The following is a 16356-nucleotide window of genomic DNA, read 5'->3' as shown; positions in this document are numbered from 1 at the left end:
CGCGACGTGCGGCGCGCGACGGGCACGTCAGGCCCGTGCCCTCGGGGACAGGACGCGGGCCAGGATGATCACGAGCAGACCCGCGAACGGGACGATCAGGAGCCCGTACCGCAGCTCGGTCGCGTCGGAGACGGCGCCGATGACCGGCGGCGAGACGAGGAACCCGAGGCGCAGGAGCCAACTGATGAGGGTCAGCCCGGTCCCGGCTCGGAACCCGGGCAGCTCGTCCGCTGCGTGCATCGCCGCGGGGATGAGCGTCGCCACGCCCAGTCCGGCGAGGCCGAAGCCGACGATCGTGGTCGGGATGCTGGGGAACGCGAGTGCTCCGCCCATCCCCAGCAGGACGCACAGCCCTCCGAGGCGCGCGATGAGCCGCTGGCCGAAGCGGTCCACCAGGCGGTCCCCCATCAGCCGCCCGACGAACTGCATGCCCTGGAGGGCGATGAACCCGAGCCCGGCGGTGAAGGACGAGGCGGCGAGTGAGCCGCTGAGGTAGATGGCGGCCCACGAGCTCCCGGCGTCCTCCACGATGGCACCGGAGGAGGCGATGACGACGAGCGCGAGGAGGACGGCGTACCCGGCCACAGCGGGCGAGCGGCGGTCCCGGCGGTCCGCCGTCCGCCCGTCCGTTGCGGGTTCCCCCTCTGGTTCCACCCCGGGTTCCTCGGCCGGATCTCGGTCCGGTTCCTCGTCCGGTTCCGGTCCGGCGAGCAGAAGCGGGTAGATGGCGCAGGCGGCCACCCCGAAGACCACGGCGGTGAGCCCCAGGTGGAGTGCGAGAGGCGTGCCCGATTGCGCCGCGAGTGCTCCCACCGCCCCTCCGCCGACGGCGCCGATGCTCCAGACCGCGTGGAAGGAGTTGAGGATGGAGCGCTCGTACAGCTTCTGCACGCGCAACCCGTGGGAGTTCTGGGCGACGTCCGTGATGGAGTCCATCGCCCCCGCGAGGAAGAGGCCGCCGGCCAGCAGCAGCCAGCTGGTGCCCGTGCCCGCCAGCAGGATCCCGGCCGCGCACAGGAGGGTCGCGACGATCGCCACGCGCGAGGACCGGAACCGCCGGATCAGGGCGCCGGCGGCGAGTCCCGCCACCAGGGCGCCGAGGGGGAAGGCGGCCACGGCGGCGCCGAACGCCGTGTTCGTGAGGTCCAGTGCCTCCTTGATCTCCGGGTACCGGGGGAGGATGCTCGCGAAGATCGCGCCGTTGGTGAAGAACAGCACGTTGACGCCGAGGCGTGCGCGCTCGGGGTCGCGGCCGGGCCGCAGGGACGGGGATCGGGTGGCGGTCATGTCAGGCCTTCCGGGTGCGCTCGTGGCCGAGGGCCACGAGTTGGTCGACGGCGGTCCTCGCGGCCTGCCCGTACCAGGAGTCCGGGCTGTGGCCGGCGTCCGGGGCCGCGTCGAGATAGGCGACGGGGACCGGAGCGGCGAGTGCCGCGACCGCCTCGACGAGCTCCGCTGCGGGGGACGCGATGATCAGCCCTTCGACGCCGAGGTCCACGAGCAGGGTGAGTTGTCCCCGGGTCAGTGCGGGCGCCGTCGTCGAGATGTGCCGGACGACGACGGCGTACCCGCGCTGCTGCGCGGCGTGGTCGATCGCGAGGAGGGACGCGCCGTGGTCGGTCCGCCCGTCGGCCGGGAGGACGACGCCGATCAGCTGCGAGCGTCGCGTCGCGAGGGTTCGTGCCGCCCGGTTCGGTCGATAGCGCAGCTCGCCGACGGCAGCCCAGACAGCCCGCCGGGTCTCACGGTGCACCATGGGCTGGTTGTTCACCACGCGCGAGACGGTCTGTGCGGACACGCCCGCCCGGAGAGCGACATCCCGGAGCGTCGGGGCCCGCAGATCACGTTCACTCCGGTGGTCCCCATCTGTCATGTCCTGCCACCTGTCGTCGTCGACCCGCGCGTCCGCCACCGCGGGGAGCGGGAAGGTGCGACGGGTCAGCACATACCCGCCGTGTGGGGGGTGAGACGCAGTCCGTGAACGTTCACGGGAGCGTTCACGGAACGCTAGCACTAGGCTGACGGGCATGGCAAGCACACCGAAGGCCGCGACGATCCTCGATGTCGCACGGGAAGCCGGGGTGTCACGCCAGACCGTCAGCCGTGCCCTCAACGGCCTGCCGGATATCAGCGACGTCACCCGCCAGCGCGTGATCGACACCGCGCGCGCCCTGAACTACCGGCCCAACAGGGCGGCGCAGGGCCTGGTGAGGGGCAGGGACACCACGGTGGGCTTCGTCGTCGAGGACCTGCGGAACCCCTACTACCCCGAGCTCGCAGCAGCCCTCAGTCGCATCGCCGCGGAGCGCGGATGGAGCGTGATCCTCTGCGACGTCGGGGACACCGAGGAGACCGCCGGAGCGCGGCTGCGATCCCTGCTCCGGCGCGTCGACGCCCTCGTGATCACGGGGTGCCAGGCGGGCAGCGTGGGAGCCCTCCCGCTCGACGTGTTCAAGCGCGCCGTGAGCGGCATCCCCACCGTCATCCTCGACGGGTCGGCCGACGACGGCTTCGATTCCTTCGTCGAGTTCGACCACGCGGCGGGCGTCGAGGTGGCGCTCGACCACCTGGTCGCTGCCGGGCGCCGCCAGATCGCGATGATCGACACCGTGCAGATGGACTCCGCGCGTCGGGCAGCATACCGGCGGTACCTCCAGGCACACGGGCTGCCGTGGTCCGTGGGATCCGAGTTCCGCGCCGAGGAGACCACCACCGGCGGGATGGTCGCGGCCGCGGAACTGCTCCACCGCTACCCGGCGATGGACGCCATCCTCGCCTACAACGACATCCTCGCGATCGGCGCCCTCAAGGGCCTGATCCGCGCCGGGGTGTCGGTCCCCGGGAGGATCAGCGTCGTCGGCATCGACGGGCTCGACGTCGGTGAGCTGGTCACCCCCGAACTCACGACCCTCGCGATCGACAAGTCGGACCTGGCACGCCGGGCGGTGGATGTCCTGGCGAGCATCATGGACGGAGCTGACGAGCGGACCCGCAGCTCGAAGGCGCCGCTGAGCTACCGGCTGATCATCAGGGACTCCGCCTGATCGCCGCCGGGACGGGTGCCGTGCCGCCCTGACCGGACGTGCGGGACGACGATGTCGGGGCCAGCACCTCTGGCTCCTGACGCCCGTCCACCCCACAATGAGGCGATGACGACCTACTTCGGTACGAGAGAGTTCGACGGCGCAACCTTCGTCAGGACCGGCTTCCGCGGTGCCACCCTCCGGTTCTCCGACGTCAGCGGCATGACCATGCGCGGCGTCGACGTGGACGGACTCGACATCGACAGCCATGACCTCTTCTTCGGCAGACTCCTCGTCAACGGGGTCGACGTGGTGCCGCTGGTGGACGCCGAGCTCAACCGGCTGTTCCCCGGCCGCGAGTTGCAGAAGGCGCAGACCCCCGACGGCCTGCGTGAGGGGTGGCTCGCCGTGCAGGCAGCGTGGCAGGGCACCGTGGCGGATACCCCGATGGAGCTGGTCGACGCGCACGTGCCGGACGAGTGGTCGCTGTCCCAGACCCTGCGGCATCTGGTCCTGGCGACCGACGCCTGGCTCGGCCGCGGGATCCTCGGGACACCGCAGCCGTTCCACGAGATCGGTTTGATGTTCACCGGGGCGGCCGAGGCGGGATTCGACCTGTCGATCTTCCGCGAGGACCCGCCGTCCTACGAGGAGGTCCTCGCGGTCCGGGAGGAGCGCCAGCAGCAGGTCACCGATGTCCTGGCAACGGCGACAAAGGACCTCCTCGCGGAGGAACGCGAGAACCCGTGGGGTGGCGGCGACTGGCACCCCACCGTGGGCGACTGCCTCCGGGTGATCCTCGAGGAGGAGTGGGCGCACCTGCGCTACGTCCGGCGAGACCTCACGCTCCTCCGTCAGGACCAGTGAGGCGGTCGCTCGAGATCGCCGGGGAGGAGGGTCGTCGCATCCCCCCGGGCGGCCGCGACCTGCGCCTGCGTCAGGTACAGGGACGTCGACAGGTCGGCGCCGTCGAGGCGGGCGTCCCGTAGATCCGCGCCCAGGAGGTCCGCGCCCGAGAGGTCGCTGCCCCGCAGGTCCGCGGCGATGAGGTAGGCACCCCGGAGGTCGGCACCGCACAGGGACCTCCGCGACAACCGCCGCCCCATCAGGTCGGATCCGGGGACGAGCTCGGCGCCGAGGTGCTCACCGCCCGTCGCGAGGTAGGAGGAGCGCACCTCCTCGCTGACGTCCATCAGGACCGCACGCACCTCTATGTGCACCTCGTCGACGTCCAGGGCCGTGATCCGCTGCCTGTCGGTCAGGGCCGCCTCAATCATCGAGCCCAGCCGCGTCGCCGCCTACGACGTCTCCGGATCGAAGGTCCTGACCGCTGCCTCGGCCAGGTACCAGAGCATCTCGTGCAGCTTCCGGGCTGTCGCGAAGGCGGCGAACATGGCAGGGGCCGTCTCGGGTGCCGCGCGCCAGCTGACCCCCTCGAAGAGGTTCTGCGCGACGTTCTGGCCGGCTCCGAAGCAGTCGAAGACGGTGCATCCCGTGAAGCCTCGCGGGCGCAGGCTGTCGTGGATGGTGCAGGAGAATCGGGCGTCGAGGTTTCGGCAGGGAGTCCCGGCGGGCTTGTCGACGGCGAAGTCCGCGCTGCGGGAGAAACCGAGGGCCGTGCAGCACAGGGCGAAGCACCGGCTGCAGTCAGGGCGAAGGTGCCGGCGTTCGGCGGGGGAGGTGGGGTGGCTGGTGGAGGGTGTGCTCATGATGTCTTCTCCGGGTGGGATCGGCGGGGGTCCGGGTGCCAGGGGAACTCACGAAGGAGTTCCCTTCCGGGGCGCACGGGATCACCGCTTCCGAGGGAAGCGCCGGGGAGCTGCTGGAGGGACTCGACGTCACAGGAAGAAGAAGGATGTCACTGCGATCCAACCTAGCACCGCGCTGCGGTACGCGTCCGGGTGACGGCGCCGGGGGTCAGACGCACTCGAGGGGTCGATGAGGGGTCGCGGGTAACTCGACTGTCAGGGCGTCGCCGGCCGTGATGACACCTCCGCGGTGCACGGTGCCCATGACCCCCGCTCGTCGGTGCACGGTCCCGTCGCTGTCCCGTGGGAGCACCGCCCTGAGGAGTCCGTCCTGGAAGCGGTCGATCTGCCAGCAGGGGTTCCGCAGGCCGTGCACCTCGATCACGGCGTCGGGGCCGGCGAGCAGCAGGGTGCCGACGGGGAGGGCGTGGAGATCGACGCCGCGGGTGGTGATGTTCTCGCCCAGGTCACCGGGTCCCACGGTGAAGCCGTCCCGCTCGAGGTCGTCGAACAATTCGGCGGGGATCAGGTGCACCTGCCGCAGATTGGGCCGGGTGGGATCGGCACGGACGCGTGAGAGGTGCTGGACGGTTCCACCCGCGTGGGCATCACCTTGCACCCCCATGCCGTCGACCAGCAGGATCGAGGGCACGCGTTCCTTGATGAAGCCGTGGTCCGACCCTACGCCCGGCCCCACGCCGGAGGGAGGACCGGCGGGGTGACGCACGGAGGAACGGCCCGGCCGTGCCAGAATGATCGGGATCCGAACCGGGCACGCATCAGGAGGCGGCGGAAGTGAGCGTGTCCCGTGCCGCCGTCGTCGTCACCGCCCTGACGGCGGTCTCCACGGTCTTCGGCTTCGTGCGCGACGTCGTCATCGCCGCGGTCTACGGCGCGGGCCCCGAGCTCGACGCCTACCTCGTGGCGCAGGGCCTGATGAACGTCGTGCTGGGGCTGATCGCGTACGCGATGGCCCGCTCCGTCATCCCGGTGGTCTCCCGCGAGGTCGCCGCCGAGGGCGATACCTGCCGCGGTCACCGCTCCTTCGACACCTCGATCACGGTCGCCATGATCGTGCTGGGACTCGGCGCCGTCGTCGTCGGCCTGCTGGCCGCCCCGATCACCGCCGTGCTCGCTCCCGGCTTCGAGGGCGAGCAGGCGGACCTCGCCGTGACGCTCACCCGGATCATGCTGCTCGCCGTGGTGCTCGTGGCGGGGACGGACCTCCTGGCCGCCGTGGCGCAGGCCCACCAGCGCGTGGTCTGGTCCTCGCTGCAGGGCGTGCCCTTCAACATCATCATGATCGGCGCTGCCGGGCTCTTCGGGCCGCGGTTCGGTATCCAGGCCCTCGCCGTCGGCTTCGTGGTGGGATCGGCCGCCCGCCTGCTCCTCCAGTTCCCGCCACTGCGCGGGATCGGCCTGCGGATCCGCCCCCGGTTCGCGCTGCGTGATCGCGGCTTCCGGGAGATCGCCCGCCTCATGCCGCCCCTGCTCGTGGGTAGCGCGATCGGCAACGTCAACTCGCTCGTGGACCGGGCGGTCGGCTCCACCCTGGGGGACGGCGCCATCACCGCGCTCTCCTACGGCTGGCGCCTGGTGAACCTCCCGGAGACCCTGCTCATCGCCTCGCTGCTCGTGCCGCTCTACCCAGCTCTCGGCGCGGCGGCCGGCAACGCGCCGGAGATCCGGCGCCTCGTCACCCGCGGCCTGTCCGTCACCGTCACCGTCCTGGTCCCGCTGACCCTGGTCCTGGTGGTGGCGGCGCTCCCTCTCGTCCGGGTGGCCTACGGGCGGGGCGCGTTCACGGAGGACGACGCCGCTGCCACCGCCGTCGCGGTGCTCTGGTACGCCCCCGCGCTCGTGGCGATGGGCGTCCGGCAGGTGTTCGTGAGTACGTCCTACGCCCTGGGAGATGCCCGGGCGCCCGTGCTCGTGGCGCTCGCCGCGATGGTCGTGAACGTCGTCGGGGACCTCCTGCTGGCACCCGTGATGGGGGTGGCGGGCATCGCGCTCGCCACGAGCGTCTCCCTCGTGGCGGCGGCCGCTGCGAACGGCGTGCTGCTCGCACGGCGGCACGGGGCGGTGGACGGCGCGCGCACGCGGAAGCTCCTGGTCCGGGCCGTGGTCATCGGCTCGGTGGCGATGGGAAGCGGCGCCGGCCTGCTCGCTCTCCTCGACGGCGGAGCGCCGCTGCTCGTCGGTGCCGTGGTCGGCGTGGGTGTCCTCGCCGTCTACATCGCCGGGCTGGTACTCCTGCGGGCACCGGAGCGCCTGGTCCCTCTGGACATGCTGCGCGCGGCCCGCCGCAGGACCTGAACGTAGCGACGGCCACCCACCCTGCCGAGCGCCAGCGTCAGGGAGGGCCACGGGTCCTGCGGGCTCCACGTGCTGTGCCGGGCGGTGAGGGACCACCGGACGGTGGAGGCGACGTCGAGCAGCAGGCCGTTCCGCCGCTCGAGGCGCGCACGCCGCAGATCCCCGGCGAACCACGAGTACCGGCGTCCGGCCGCGCCGTCCGCGAGGTGCGGAGTGTCCACACCGAGGACGGTCTCGCCCCAGGTGCGCACCAGGCCGTCGACGGCGGACTCCGCGAGCGCGAGGGAGCCGAAGAAGCGGCCGTTGAGATCGATCAGGTGGGGTACGCCGTCGGCGCCCGTGAGGAACTGGAGTTCCACGAGGCCGTGCCATCCCAGCTCGAGCAGCAGGGCCTCCACCGTTGCGGCGAGCTCCTCGTCCACGGGGACGGTGACGGCGCGCGCCGAGGCGCCGTTCGGTGTGGGCCAGAGGTGCGGCGAGACCTGCTGTGTCCGGCCGAGCAGACGGCCCTCGTGGAACACGCCGATGACGGCCCCGAGCGTCCCGGTGATCGGCGCCTGCAGCACGGGGCGGGCTCCTGCGGCGCGGATGCGCTCGACCTGGGGCCGCGCGGCGTCGGCGGAGGCGAAACGCTTGGCCTCGATGCGCAGCGGGCGGGTCTGCTGGGGTGCCCAGTGCTCCCGGCACTTCACGACCACGGGGCCGTCCCAGTGCGCGAGCGCCTCGTCGGTGGCCACTTCGGTGTGGGGGGCGGCAAGCCCCACCTTCGCGGCGTACTCACCGAGCCGCACCTTGTCGAGGACCGTCTCGACGACGTCGAACGCGGGGTGCGCCACGCGCAGGAGGAGTTCGCCGCGGTAGGCGGAGAGCGCGGCCATCCAGTCGTCGCCCCCGCCGAACACGAGGTCGTAGCCGTCCGCCGCGGCGGCGTTCAAGCCGGCGATGAAGGCCAGGCCGTCGTTCCGTGGTCTCGGGACCACGTAGGTGGCGTCGCAGGCCGACGACGAGCCGAGGACGCCGCCGCCCTCGGGCGTGCCGACGCCCACGAACCATCCTGCGGCGTGGAAGGCGCGGACGGCTGCCAGTGCACCGCGGTCCCTGCCGGTCGCGACGATCAGCACCCGCGGGCGGCCGTGGGCGGACTCGGGGCCCTGGTGATCTCGCATGCGTACCTCACTCGTGGTTCGGCCGGCGATCCCCAGGTAGTCACCGGCTGCAGGTCACGGCGGGAAGCCGTACCTGCTCAGGCTAACCAGCACGGATGAGAGCAAGATGAGCGACACAGCGGAAGACGCGACTATTCCGAAGCGCTCACGCGGCGGTGCTCGCCCGCACCACGAGTTCGCTCGGTGGCATGGCCTGTGTCCGGGGCTGCCCGTTGTCCAGCAGAGCCAGCAGCAGTTCGGCCGCCACCCGCCCCTGGCGCCACGGGTTCCGCGCGAGCGAGGTGACGCCGGGGGAGGAGAGCTGGCAGTGCAGCGAATCGTCCCAGCTCACCAGCATCACGTCCTCGGGGCAGCGCAGGCCCAGCGCGCGGAGGGCCAGCAGGGCCCCCATGGACATGAGGTCGTTCCCGACGACGACGGCGGTGGGTCGCTCACCGGATCCCCCACCGGAGGCGTCACCGGATGCCCCGCCGAGGAGCGCGGTGACCGCGTGCCGCCCGGACTCGAGGGAGTAGTCGGCCTCGTGGTGCACCACCTCCAGGCCGTACTGCTCGGCGCACCGGCGGACGTGCCGGATGCGCTCCTCCTCGTGGAGGTACAGCTGCGGGCCGGAGACGTGCGCGATCCGCCGGTGCCCGAGCCCGCGCAGGTGGTCGAGGATGGTGGCGGAATCCGCGGCGTGGTCCGCCGTCGTGCTGGAGAAGCCGTGCGGCGCCGTGGACATCGGGGCGCCGTGCAGCACGAACGGGAGCCCGAGACGCTCCAGGAGCGCGGGGCGGGGATCCTCGCGCAGGTGGTCGAAGAGCAGCACGCCGTCCACCTTGCGCTCGCCGGCCCACCGTTCGTAGGTGGCGCGCTCGTGGGCCGGGTCCTTCGTGACCATGCGGAGCATCAGCGCGAGATCGCCCTCCGCCAGTGCGGTCTCGATGCCCGCGAGGAGGCCCATGTGGTACGGCTCGGTGCCGAGGAGGTGGGGGTCCGCCGAGAGCACCATGCCCACGGCGCCGGCGCGTGAGCGGGAGAGGGCGCGGGCGGAGGAACTGGGGTACCAGTCGAGCTCCTCGGCGAGGTCCAGGACGCGGCGCCGCGTGAGCTCGCTGACGCCGGGCTGGCCGTTGAGGGCGTAGGACACGGAGGCCTTCGAGATGCCGAGCCTCTTGGCGAGGCTCGCTATCGTCTCTCTGGCCATGGGCACCACCCTAGCGCGAGGAATTCCTTGACCCCCTTCCACATATCACCTAGGTTCGTCGTAGTGCCTGAACCGGTTCAGTTCCACCCCGATCTCGACGAGGAGACCCTCCAGTGACGTACTCACTCCAGCTCTACACACTGCGGACAGCGATGGGGGCGGACCTCCCCGGCACCATCAAGCGCGTGGCCGATCTCGGCTACACCGCGGTGGAGCCCTACAACTTCGTGGCCACCGCGGACGAACTCGCCGAAGCCCTCTTCGCCAACGGCCTCAGCGCCCCCTCGGGACACGCGCCCCTGCTCCGCGCCGACCAGGACGAGATCTTCGAGGCCGCGCGGAAGCTCGGCATCGGCACCGTGATCGATCCCCACGTGGAGCGCAGCCACTGGACCGCCGAAGCCGACATCAAGGCCACCGCCGAGGCGCTCAACGCCGCCGCGCGCAAGGGTGCCGAGTACGGCATCACCGTCGGCTACCACAACCACGAGTTCGAGCTCGAGGAGCGCATCGACGGCGTCTCCGGGCTGGAGGTGCTCGCCCGCCACCTCGACCCGGCCGTGGTCCTCGAAGTGGACACCTACTGGGCCGCCGTGGGCGGCGAAGACCCCGCCGAGCTGCTGCGCCGCCTGGGTGACCGCGTGCGCTTCGTCCACATCAAGGACGGCCCGCTCACCAAGAACGACAGGGAGCAGGTGGCCGTCGGTCACGGCTCCATGCGCGTCTGGGACGTGCTGGACGCCGTTCCGGGCCTCGAGGCCGCCGTGGTGGAACTCGACGACTTCGACGGGGACGTCTTCACGGCCGTCGCCGACAGCCTCACCTACCTGAACGAGGGAAAGAAATGAGCGACGCCGTGCACACCCAGCGCACAGGGCCCGTGGGAGTCGCCGTCATCGGCGCCGGGGTCATCAGCAAGGAGTACCTGACCAACCTGACCGGCTTCCCCGACGTGACGGTGCACATCGTCGCCGACATGTTCGAGGAGGTCGCCGCGACCCGCGCCGCCGAGTTCGGCGTCGCCGCCTCCGGTGGCGTCCAGGACGCCCTGAACCACCCCGACGTCGAGATCGTGGTCAACCTGACCATCCCCGCGGCGCACGTCGAGGTGGCCACCGCCGCCGTCGCCGCCGGCAAGCACGTGTGGAGCGAGAAGCCCTTCTCGCTCGATCGCGAGAGCGGGCTCGGGCTGCTGAAGGCCGCGGACGCGGCCGGCCTGCGTCTCGGCTGCGCACCGGACACCTTCCTCGGGGCCGGGCTGCAGACCGCACTGCGGCTCGTGGCGCGCGGTGACATCGGCGTCCCCTTGACGGCGCTGACCCTGATGCAGTCGCCCGGCCCGGAGTCCTGGCACCCGAACCCCGCGTTCCTCTTCCAGGAGGGGGCCGGTCCGCTGTTCGACATCGGCCCCTACTACCTGACCACCCTCGTGCAGACCTTCGGCGCCATCACGAAGGTGGCCGGGTTCGGCTCGAAGTCCCGCGAGACGCGGACCATCGGATCGGGTCCGAAGGCCGGCGAGGTCTTCGACGTCACCGTGCCGTCCCACGTCAGCGCGATCGCGCAGTTCGCCAACGGGGAGTCCTCGCAGAGCATCTTCAGCTTCGACTCTCCGCTCAAGCGCGCAGGCTTCGTGGAGGTCACCGGGACCGAGGGCACGCTCGCGTTCCCTGACCCGAACAACTTCACCGGAGACCTCACGATCACGCGTCGCGGCTCCGACGAGCCGGAGACCATCCCCGCCGTCGGTGCGACCTCCACGCGCGGCAGCGGCGTCCTCGAGATGGCACGGGCGCTCCGCGAGGGCCGCCCGCACCGCGCGCAGGGCGAGATGGCCTTCCACGTCCTCGACGCGATGGTCTCCATCTCGGAGAGTGTGGATGCCGGCGAGTTCGTCTCGCTCTCCAGCACGGCCACCGCCGCGGAGCCCCTGCCCGAGGACTGGGACCCGTTCGCCTCCACCCTCTCCTGAGCCGGGCAGGCGCTGCGGACGTCCGCGGCGCCGCCCCCTCGGGACCGAGCTGCCCAGGGCCACGCGGGAGGACGACGGTGAACGAGCGAACCACGACGACGGACGGGCCGCGTCACGCCGCGGGGCCGTGGCGCCGACTGCTCCCGGGGCAACGTGCACGCCTCATGGTGTTCGATGTGGGCACGCGGACGTCCTCGTGCGTCTTCGAGACCGAGGACTTCGTCATCGAGGCGCCGAACTGGACGCCCGACGGCGCCTGGCTCGTCTTCAACTGCGACGGACTGCTCTACCGCACGGCCGCTGCGGCCGGTGGTCAGCCGCGGGTGCTGTTCACCGGGACGGTCACCGACGCGAACAACGATCACGTGCTCTCCGCGGACGGCCGCTTCCTCTACCTCTCCTCGCAGGACGGCCATCTGTACGAGGTGCCGACCGAGGGCGGGGACGCCCGTAGGGTCACGAGGCCCGACGACGGCCTCCACGCCCGGTACCTCCACGGCGTCTCGCCGGACGGACGCACGCTCGTGCACGTGGGCCGCGCGAAGAGCGACCCCGCCCACGACATCTATGCGGTGGACGTGGCCGACGGCGCCACCCGGCGGCTCACCGAGACGGACCGCCCGCATGACGGCGTCGAGTACAGCCCGGACGGCCGGTGGCTGTACTTCAACTCGGAGCGGGCCGCCACCACGCCCGGGCACTCGCAGCTCTTCCGCATGCGCCCGGACGGGAGCGGCGTGGAGCAGCTGACGCACGACGAGCGGGTCAACTGGTTCCCGCACCTCGCACCCGACGGCAGCCGCCTCGTCTACCTGAGCTACGCGCCCGGGGTTCAGGGGCACCCCGGGAACGAGCCCGTGGTGCTGCGCGTGGCGGACGCCGACGCGCGCAACGCCTGGGACGCCGTCGCGCTGTTCGGCGGCCAGGGCACGGTGAACGTCAACAGCTGGGCGCCGGACAGCCGGCGCTTCGCCTACGTGGACTACCCCCAGGAGGACGCATGAAGATCGTTGCTGCCGATGTGATCGTGACGAGCCCGAGCCGTAATTTCGTGACGTTGAAGATCACGACGGACGAGGGGCTGACGGGCCTGGGGGACGCGACGCTGAACGGGCGTGAGCTCGCGGTGGCGTCCTACCTGACGGAGCACGTCACCCAGCTGCTCATCGGCCGTGACCCCCACCGCATCGAGGACACGTGGCAGTTCCTGTACCGCAGTGCGTACTGGCGTCGGGGTCCGGTGACGATGGCCGCCATCGCCGCGGTCGACATGGCGCTCTGGGACATCAAGGGCAAGGCCGCCGGCATGCCGGTCTATCAGCTGCTGGGAGGTGCGTCGCGGACGGCGCTGCGCACCTACGGGCATGCTTCCGGCCGGGACATCCCGGAGTTGTTCGACTCGATCCGGCACCACCTGGAGGAGGGCTACACGTCCATCCGGGTGCAGACTTCGGTGCCGGGTGTCACCGCGCTCTACGGGGTGGCTGCGCAGGCCCAGGCGACGGGGGAGCGGTACGACTTCGAGCCGGCGGGCCGGGGCGCGCAGCCCATGGAGGAGGACTGGGACACCCGGGCGTACCTGCGGCACATCCCCACCGTGTTCGAGGCGGTCCGCAACGAGTTCGGTCCGGAACTGCCGCTGCTCCACGATGCGCACCACCGGCTGACGCCGATCCAGGCCGCGAAGCTCGGGACGTCGCTGGAACCGTATGACCTGTTCTGGCTGGAGGACGTGACGCCGGCGGAGAACCAGGACGCGTTCCGGCTGATCCGGCAGCACACCACCACACCGTTGGCGGTGGGTGAGGTCTTCAACACGGTCTTCGACTTCCAGACGTTGATCCGCGAGCAGCTCATCGACTACGTGCGGGCGGCGTCCACGCACTTCGGTGGGATCAGCCCGTTGAAGAAGGTCATGGACTACGCGGCGCAGTACCAGATCAAGTCGGGGTTCCACGGGCCCACGGACGTGTCACCGGTGGGGTTGGCGGCGCAGTCGCACGTGGGGCTCGCGATCCACAATTTCGGGATCCAGGAGTACATGGAGCACAGCGAGAAGACCACCACGGTGTTCGAGCAGTCCATGACGTTCACGGACGGCTTCCTGCACCCCGGCGACACGCCGGGCCTGGGCGTGGAGCTCAACGAGGAGGCCGCGGCGTCGTTCCCCTACCAGCAGGCCTACCTGCCCTACAACCGCCTCTCCGACGGCACCGTCCACGACTGGTGAGCGAGAGCGCCGCGCAGCGGTCAGGGCCCGTCGCCGGGCTGCCGTCAGGGCGCGCGTCGAAGGCGCCCGACGGCGACTGGCGTAGTCTTGGAGTCTGCGGACATGTTCGCGCCACCTCTGGCGCCGTCCGCGAGGAGGCGGAATTGGTACAGCGCATGGCAGACCCCACGTACAGGGCCCAGCAGTGGGAACAGCGATACGATCCGCAGATCGAGGACGTCAACCGGTTGTGCGACACCCTGGCCGAGGCGAAGCCGGGCTCCGAGGTGCCGTACATCGACCCCGTCCACGACGTCGACGGCTGCAAGATCGTGAGTCTCTTCTCCAACCCCGGGGCATCCCTGCCGTCCGGCTTCGTCTCCTTCGAGAACGATGACCCCAGCAGCATCCGCATGGCGCAGATCTACGAGGCCGTGGGCCTGCGTCCCGACGCCATCATGCCGTGGAACGCACACCCCTGGTACCTGCCCGAGGGCAAGGACCGCGCGCTCACCATGGACCAGATCGCCGACGGCGTGAAGCCGCTCCTCACCTTCCTGCAGCAGGTCCCCCGCGCATCGGCGCTGGTGGCGCACGGAGCAGACGCCCACAAGGCCGCCCGCCGCCTCATGAAGCTCGAGAACAGGGCCATCGCGAAGCGGGGCTTCAAGATCTACGAGGTCCGCTCGCCCGGGGAGCGTGCCTTCAAGGGCACCCCGGCGAACCAGGAACTGTGGCTCAAGGACATCCAGTCCGCGTACACGGATGCCATGGGCAGGGCCGGGATCCGGGCGCGTCAGTCCATCTGATCCGCCCGACGTCTTCCGCCCGTTTCCGTCCGGCCGGCGGAAACGTTGCGGCATCGAGACCCGCACCGACACGGTGCCTCCCTAGAGTGGTGAGCGACCCCACCTCCCACGGAAGGAACCCGATGCGTCGCTCCACCGGCGTCCTGCACGCCCTCACAGCCGCTGCCGCACTCGTCTCGATCGCCGCCTGCGGCACGCCCGCCGAGGAATCACGGGCCGCTATCGCCGTTGGCTCCGACGGCTCGGTCGGGGACATCGAGGTCCGCAGCATGCTGCTCGTGACGGCGGGGGAGGGCGAGCCGGCGCGCTTGCTCGGAACACTCGTCAACGGCACGGAGGACGAGGTGATCGTGGTCGTCGAGGACGACGACGACCGCCTCGAACTCACGGTGCCCGCTGACGGCGAGTTGCCGCTGGACACGAACGAGGCGATGCTGCGGACGTCGGACGACGCCGCGGGAGCCAGGACGGTGCTCTCCCTGAGCGTCGCCGGCACCGTGACCGACATCGAGATGCCCGTGGTGGACGGAACTCTCGAACAGTACGAGCAGTACGTTCCCGACGCCGCCTGAGGTCACCGGGCAACGCGCGTCAGTACTGCGTCAGAGGCACTCGTGAGGCAGATCAGGCGGGGTTACTGACCGATCGCAGTGCGGTCTCGGTGGAACCGTCGTCCACGGACACCCGGCCGAGGGACAGGCCGCGCAGGGTGGCCGAGACGTCCTCGATGGACTGCTGCACCCAGGCGAACGCCTCGTCGTCGGCGATCTGGTCCTGGACCAGCGGCGTGCTGGCCCGGTGGGCGAGCGCCAGCCGCGCCACCGATTCCTCCAGGGCCTCGATGAGATGCTCGGTCTCCAGTGCCAGGCGGTCGGCCATGGCTCCCGTGCGCTCGGCCTCGCGACCACCGGTCATGACGAGGAGCGTGGGACGGGTGTGGGCCGCAGATCCCCCGGCAGCGGGCGGGCGTGGTGTACTCATCGACTTGAGACCTCTTCTGACTTCGATCGCCGCGACAGGGGATTTCCGATGGCGTGTGCTCCGTCGGAGTAATTTTGTCATCGCGATCCGGGCGCCGACCGCCGTCAGGACGCAGGAATTCCGCAAGATCGGCGCGACACCCCGGTGCGGCGTGGCACGAGCGGGCTCACCTCACTCCTCCCGACGCGTGATGGTGCCGTCCGCCGCCCGTTCCCCCACCAGGGTCAGTTCGCCGCCGCGCATCTCGTAGGCGTAGGTGCGGTTGTCGCTCAGGGCCGGCAGCTCGGGTTGTTCGGGACGCGGCTCGCCCTTCCCAGGGTCGGCAACGGGCCGGCACAGGGACACGGAGCCGTCCCGGTAGAAGAGCCCGCTCGCAACAGCGGATGCGCTCCCGGCGTCCATGAAGGAAAAGTATCCGGTGGCGCGCTGCGGGAGCACGGCCGGTTTCGACGGCAGTCCGCCCGTCTGGTTCGCGAAGGCGACGGCCTCGCAGACCGCGAGCGGTCGATCCTGCGCGCGGACGCCCCGCTCGGGCGCTGCTCCGGGGTCGCGCGGCGCGAGATTCGCGGCGACGACGAGCACGGCGAGCACCGCGATGGCGACTGCGGCAGCCCGACGTCGGCTCCTCGGCCTATAGGGGGGTCCTGCCGATGGGGCGTCGATCGCACCTGCGTCGTCGTCGATTCCCGATTCCTGTCGCGGGCCGGATACGCCCGTCGTCCCCACCGTGCCCACCGACGTGGCTGGTCCTGCCACCGGTGCCGGGCCTGTGCCTCCCGCTCGGCCGGACGCGTAGGATGCGCCCGATCGCCCTCCGGAGTCGCGCAGGCCGAGGTCGACGACGCCGTGCCTCGCGCCGTCGTCGTCCTCTCCCGGGAGCGCCATGCGACCAGCGTAGGTGCGGATCGCCGGGCCCCGGAAGTGTCGGTGGCGGTTCGTAGTC

Annotated in this window: 18 protein-coding genes; 9 read left to right on the top strand and 9 right to left on the bottom strand. The window is 71.1% G+C overall.

The genetic code is table 11. The features are described 5' to 3' along the window. Positions 1–27 precede the first annotated feature (27 nt). Together AC4D16_RS08175 and AC4D16_RS08170 are read right to left on the bottom strand one after the other, a co-directional pair. Positions 28–1287: an MFS transporter gene (locus tag AC4D16_RS08175; protein WP_490954563.1), complete on the bottom strand. Its 1260-nt coding sequence runs from the start codon at positions 1285–1287 to the stop codon at positions 28–30. 1 nt (position 1288) lies between these two features. After that, positions 1289–1873 (bottom strand): LacI family DNA-binding transcriptional regulator, encoded by a 585-nt coding sequence (locus tag AC4D16_RS08170; protein ID WP_490954562.1) that lies wholly within the window; start codon positions 1871–1873, stop codon positions 1289–1291. A 154-nt stretch (positions 1874–2027) separates the two neighbouring features. Between AC4D16_RS08170 and AC4D16_RS08165 the strand changes: the two genes are divergently transcribed. Together AC4D16_RS08165 and AC4D16_RS08160 are read left to right on the top strand one after the other, a co-directional pair. Next, on the top strand, positions 2028–3044 hold the full coding sequence (locus tag AC4D16_RS08165; protein WP_490954561.1) for a LacI family DNA-binding transcriptional regulator: 1017 nt from the start codon (positions 2028–2030) through the stop codon (positions 3042–3044). Between the two features lie 105 nt (positions 3045–3149). After that, positions 3150–3890, top strand: coding sequence for a DinB family protein (locus AC4D16_RS08160; protein ID WP_490947886.1), 741 nt, complete (start codon positions 3150–3152; stop codon positions 3888–3890). Here AC4D16_RS08160 and AC4D16_RS08155 read toward each other — a convergent pair. From AC4D16_RS08155 to AC4D16_RS08145, 3 genes are all read right to left on the bottom strand, one after another. Continuing rightward, positions 3878–4300: a pentapeptide repeat-containing protein gene (locus tag AC4D16_RS08155; RefSeq protein ID WP_490954560.1), complete on the bottom strand. Its 423-nt coding sequence runs from the start codon at positions 4298–4300 to the stop codon at positions 3878–3880. The two genes, AC4D16_RS08160 and AC4D16_RS08155, sit on opposite strands and share 13 nt — an antisense overlap. A 21-nt stretch (positions 4301–4321) precedes the next feature. Further along, on the bottom strand, positions 4322–4732 hold the full coding sequence (locus AC4D16_RS08150; RefSeq protein ID WP_490954559.1) for a hypothetical protein: 411 nt from the start codon (positions 4730–4732) through the stop codon (positions 4322–4324). A 208-nt stretch (positions 4733–4940) separates the two neighbouring features. Further along, positions 4941–5423 carry an MOSC domain-containing protein gene (locus AC4D16_RS08145; protein ID WP_490954558.1) on the bottom strand — a complete coding sequence of 161 codons (483 nt, stop codon included), beginning with the start codon at positions 5421–5423 and terminating at the stop codon, positions 4941–4943. A gap of 143 nt (positions 5424–5566) precedes the next feature. Between AC4D16_RS08145 and murJ the strand changes: the two genes are divergently transcribed. Then, positions 5567–7087 carry a murein biosynthesis integral membrane protein MurJ gene (gene murJ, locus AC4D16_RS08140; protein WP_490947890.1) on the top strand — a complete coding sequence of 507 codons (1521 nt, stop codon included), beginning with the start codon at positions 5567–5569 and terminating at the stop codon, positions 7085–7087. On the opposite strand, the gene AC4D16_RS08135 is transcribed toward murJ, so the two are convergent. Then, a complete protein-coding gene (locus tag AC4D16_RS08135; RefSeq protein ID WP_490954557.1) occupies positions 7003–8253 on the bottom strand; it encodes an ATP-grasp domain-containing protein in 1251 nt (416 codons plus the stop codon). The two genes, murJ and AC4D16_RS08135, sit on opposite strands and share 85 nt — an antisense overlap. Before the next feature lie 145 nt (positions 8254–8398). Next, on the bottom strand, positions 8399–9442 hold the full coding sequence (locus AC4D16_RS08130; RefSeq protein ID WP_490954556.1) for a LacI family DNA-binding transcriptional regulator: 1044 nt from the start codon (positions 9440–9442) through the stop codon (positions 8399–8401). Between the two features lie 113 nt (positions 9443–9555). Here AC4D16_RS08130 and AC4D16_RS08125 point away from each other — a divergent pair, with 113 nt between their 5' ends. From AC4D16_RS08125 to AC4D16_RS08100, 6 genes are all read left to right on the top strand, one after another. After that, positions 9556–10290 carry a sugar phosphate isomerase/epimerase family protein gene (locus AC4D16_RS08125; RefSeq protein ID WP_490947893.1) on the top strand — a complete coding sequence of 245 codons (735 nt, stop codon included), beginning with the start codon at positions 9556–9558 and terminating at the stop codon, positions 10288–10290. Continuing rightward, positions 10287–11414: a Gfo/Idh/MocA family protein gene (locus AC4D16_RS08120; RefSeq protein ID WP_490947894.1), complete on the top strand. Its 1128-nt coding sequence runs from the start codon at positions 10287–10289 to the stop codon at positions 11412–11414. Before AC4D16_RS08125 ends, AC4D16_RS08120 begins: the two co-directional genes overlap by 4 nt. A 77-nt stretch (positions 11415–11491) precedes the next feature. Further along, positions 11492–12418 (top strand): TolB family protein, encoded by a 927-nt coding sequence (locus tag AC4D16_RS08115; protein ID WP_490947895.1) that lies wholly within the window; start codon positions 11492–11494, stop codon positions 12416–12418. Next, positions 12415–13644, top strand: a complete 1230-nt coding sequence (manD, locus tag AC4D16_RS08110; RefSeq protein ID WP_490954555.1) for a D-mannonate dehydratase ManD — start codon at positions 12415–12417, stop codon at positions 13642–13644. The genes AC4D16_RS08115 and manD overlap by 4 nt, the downstream gene beginning before the upstream one ends. 155 nt (positions 13645–13799) lie before the next feature. Then, positions 13800–14432, top strand: coding sequence for a uracil-DNA glycosylase family protein (locus AC4D16_RS08105; RefSeq protein ID WP_490947897.1), 633 nt, complete (start codon positions 13800–13802; stop codon positions 14430–14432). Positions 14433–14554: 122 nt separating this feature from the next. Continuing rightward, the gene (locus AC4D16_RS08100) at positions 14555–15004 is read left to right on the top strand and encodes a hypothetical protein (RefSeq protein ID WP_490947898.1); all 450 of its coding nucleotides are present in this window, start codon (positions 14555–14557) and stop codon (positions 15002–15004) included. A gap of 52 nt (positions 15005–15056) precedes the next feature. Here the strand turns inward: AC4D16_RS08100 and AC4D16_RS08095 are convergent, their stop codons facing one another. Together AC4D16_RS08095 and AC4D16_RS08090 are read right to left on the bottom strand one after the other, a co-directional pair. After that, on the bottom strand, positions 15057–15413 hold the full coding sequence (locus tag AC4D16_RS08095) for a hypothetical protein (RefSeq protein WP_490954554.1): 357 nt from the start codon (positions 15411–15413) through the stop codon (positions 15057–15059). Positions 15414–15584: 171 nt separating this feature from the next. Beyond that, positions 15585–16298, bottom strand: a complete 714-nt coding sequence (locus AC4D16_RS08090) for a hypothetical protein (RefSeq protein WP_490954553.1) — start codon at positions 16296–16298, stop codon at positions 15585–15587. Positions 16299–16356: the final 58 nt, after the last annotated feature.

The sequence above is a fragment of the Arthrobacter sp. TJ-236 genome (assembly GCF_058269235.1).
The sequence above is the reverse complement of the archived record's forward strand: the minus strand, read 5'-3'. Positions and strand labels throughout refer to the sequence as shown.

Coding starts and splice junctions, on each gene's coding strand:
- AC4D16_RS08135 (WP_490954557.1), bottom strand. CDS start 8,253: ATGCGAGATCACCAGGGCCCCGAGTCCGCCCACGGCCGCCCGCGGGTG.
- AC4D16_RS08150 (WP_490954559.1), bottom strand. CDS start 4,732: ATGAGCACACCCTCCACCAGCCACCCCACCTCCCCCGCCGAACGCCGG.
- AC4D16_RS08170 (WP_490954562.1), bottom strand. CDS start 1,873: ATGACAGATGGGGACCACCGGAGTGAACGTGATCTGCGGGCCCCGACG.
- AC4D16_RS08100 (WP_490947898.1), top strand. CDS start 14,555: ATGCGTCGCTCCACCGGCGTCCTGCACGCCCTCACAGCCGCTGCCGCA.
- AC4D16_RS08175 (WP_490954563.1), bottom strand. CDS start 1,287: ATGACCGCCACCCGATCCCCGTCCCTGCGGCCCGGCCGCGACCCCGAG.
- AC4D16_RS08095 (WP_490954554.1), bottom strand. CDS start 15,413: ATGAGTACACCACGCCCGCCCGCTGCCGGGGGATCTGCGGCCCACACC.
- AC4D16_RS08105 (WP_490947897.1), top strand. CDS start 13,800: ATGGCAGACCCCACGTACAGGGCCCAGCAGTGGGAACAGCGATACGAT.
- AC4D16_RS08130 (WP_490954556.1), bottom strand. CDS start 9,442: ATGGCCAGAGAGACGATAGCGAGCCTCGCCAAGAGGCTCGGCATCTCG.
- AC4D16_RS08155 (WP_490954560.1), bottom strand. CDS start 4,300: ATGATTGAGGCGGCCCTGACCGACAGGCAGCGGATCACGGCCCTGGAC.
- AC4D16_RS08165 (WP_490954561.1), top strand. CDS start 2,028: ATGGCAAGCACACCGAAGGCCGCGACGATCCTCGATGTCGCACGGGAA.
- AC4D16_RS08090 (WP_490954553.1), bottom strand. CDS start 16,298: ATGGCGCTCCCGGGAGAGGACGACGACGGCGCGAGGCACGGCGTCGTC.
- AC4D16_RS08160 (WP_490947886.1), top strand. CDS start 3,150: ATGACGACCTACTTCGGTACGAGAGAGTTCGACGGCGCAACCTTCGTC.
- manD (WP_490954555.1), top strand. CDS start 12,415: ATGAAGATCGTTGCTGCCGATGTGATCGTGACGAGCCCGAGCCGTAAT.
- AC4D16_RS08120 (WP_490947894.1), top strand. CDS start 10,287: ATGAGCGACGCCGTGCACACCCAGCGCACAGGGCCCGTGGGAGTCGCC.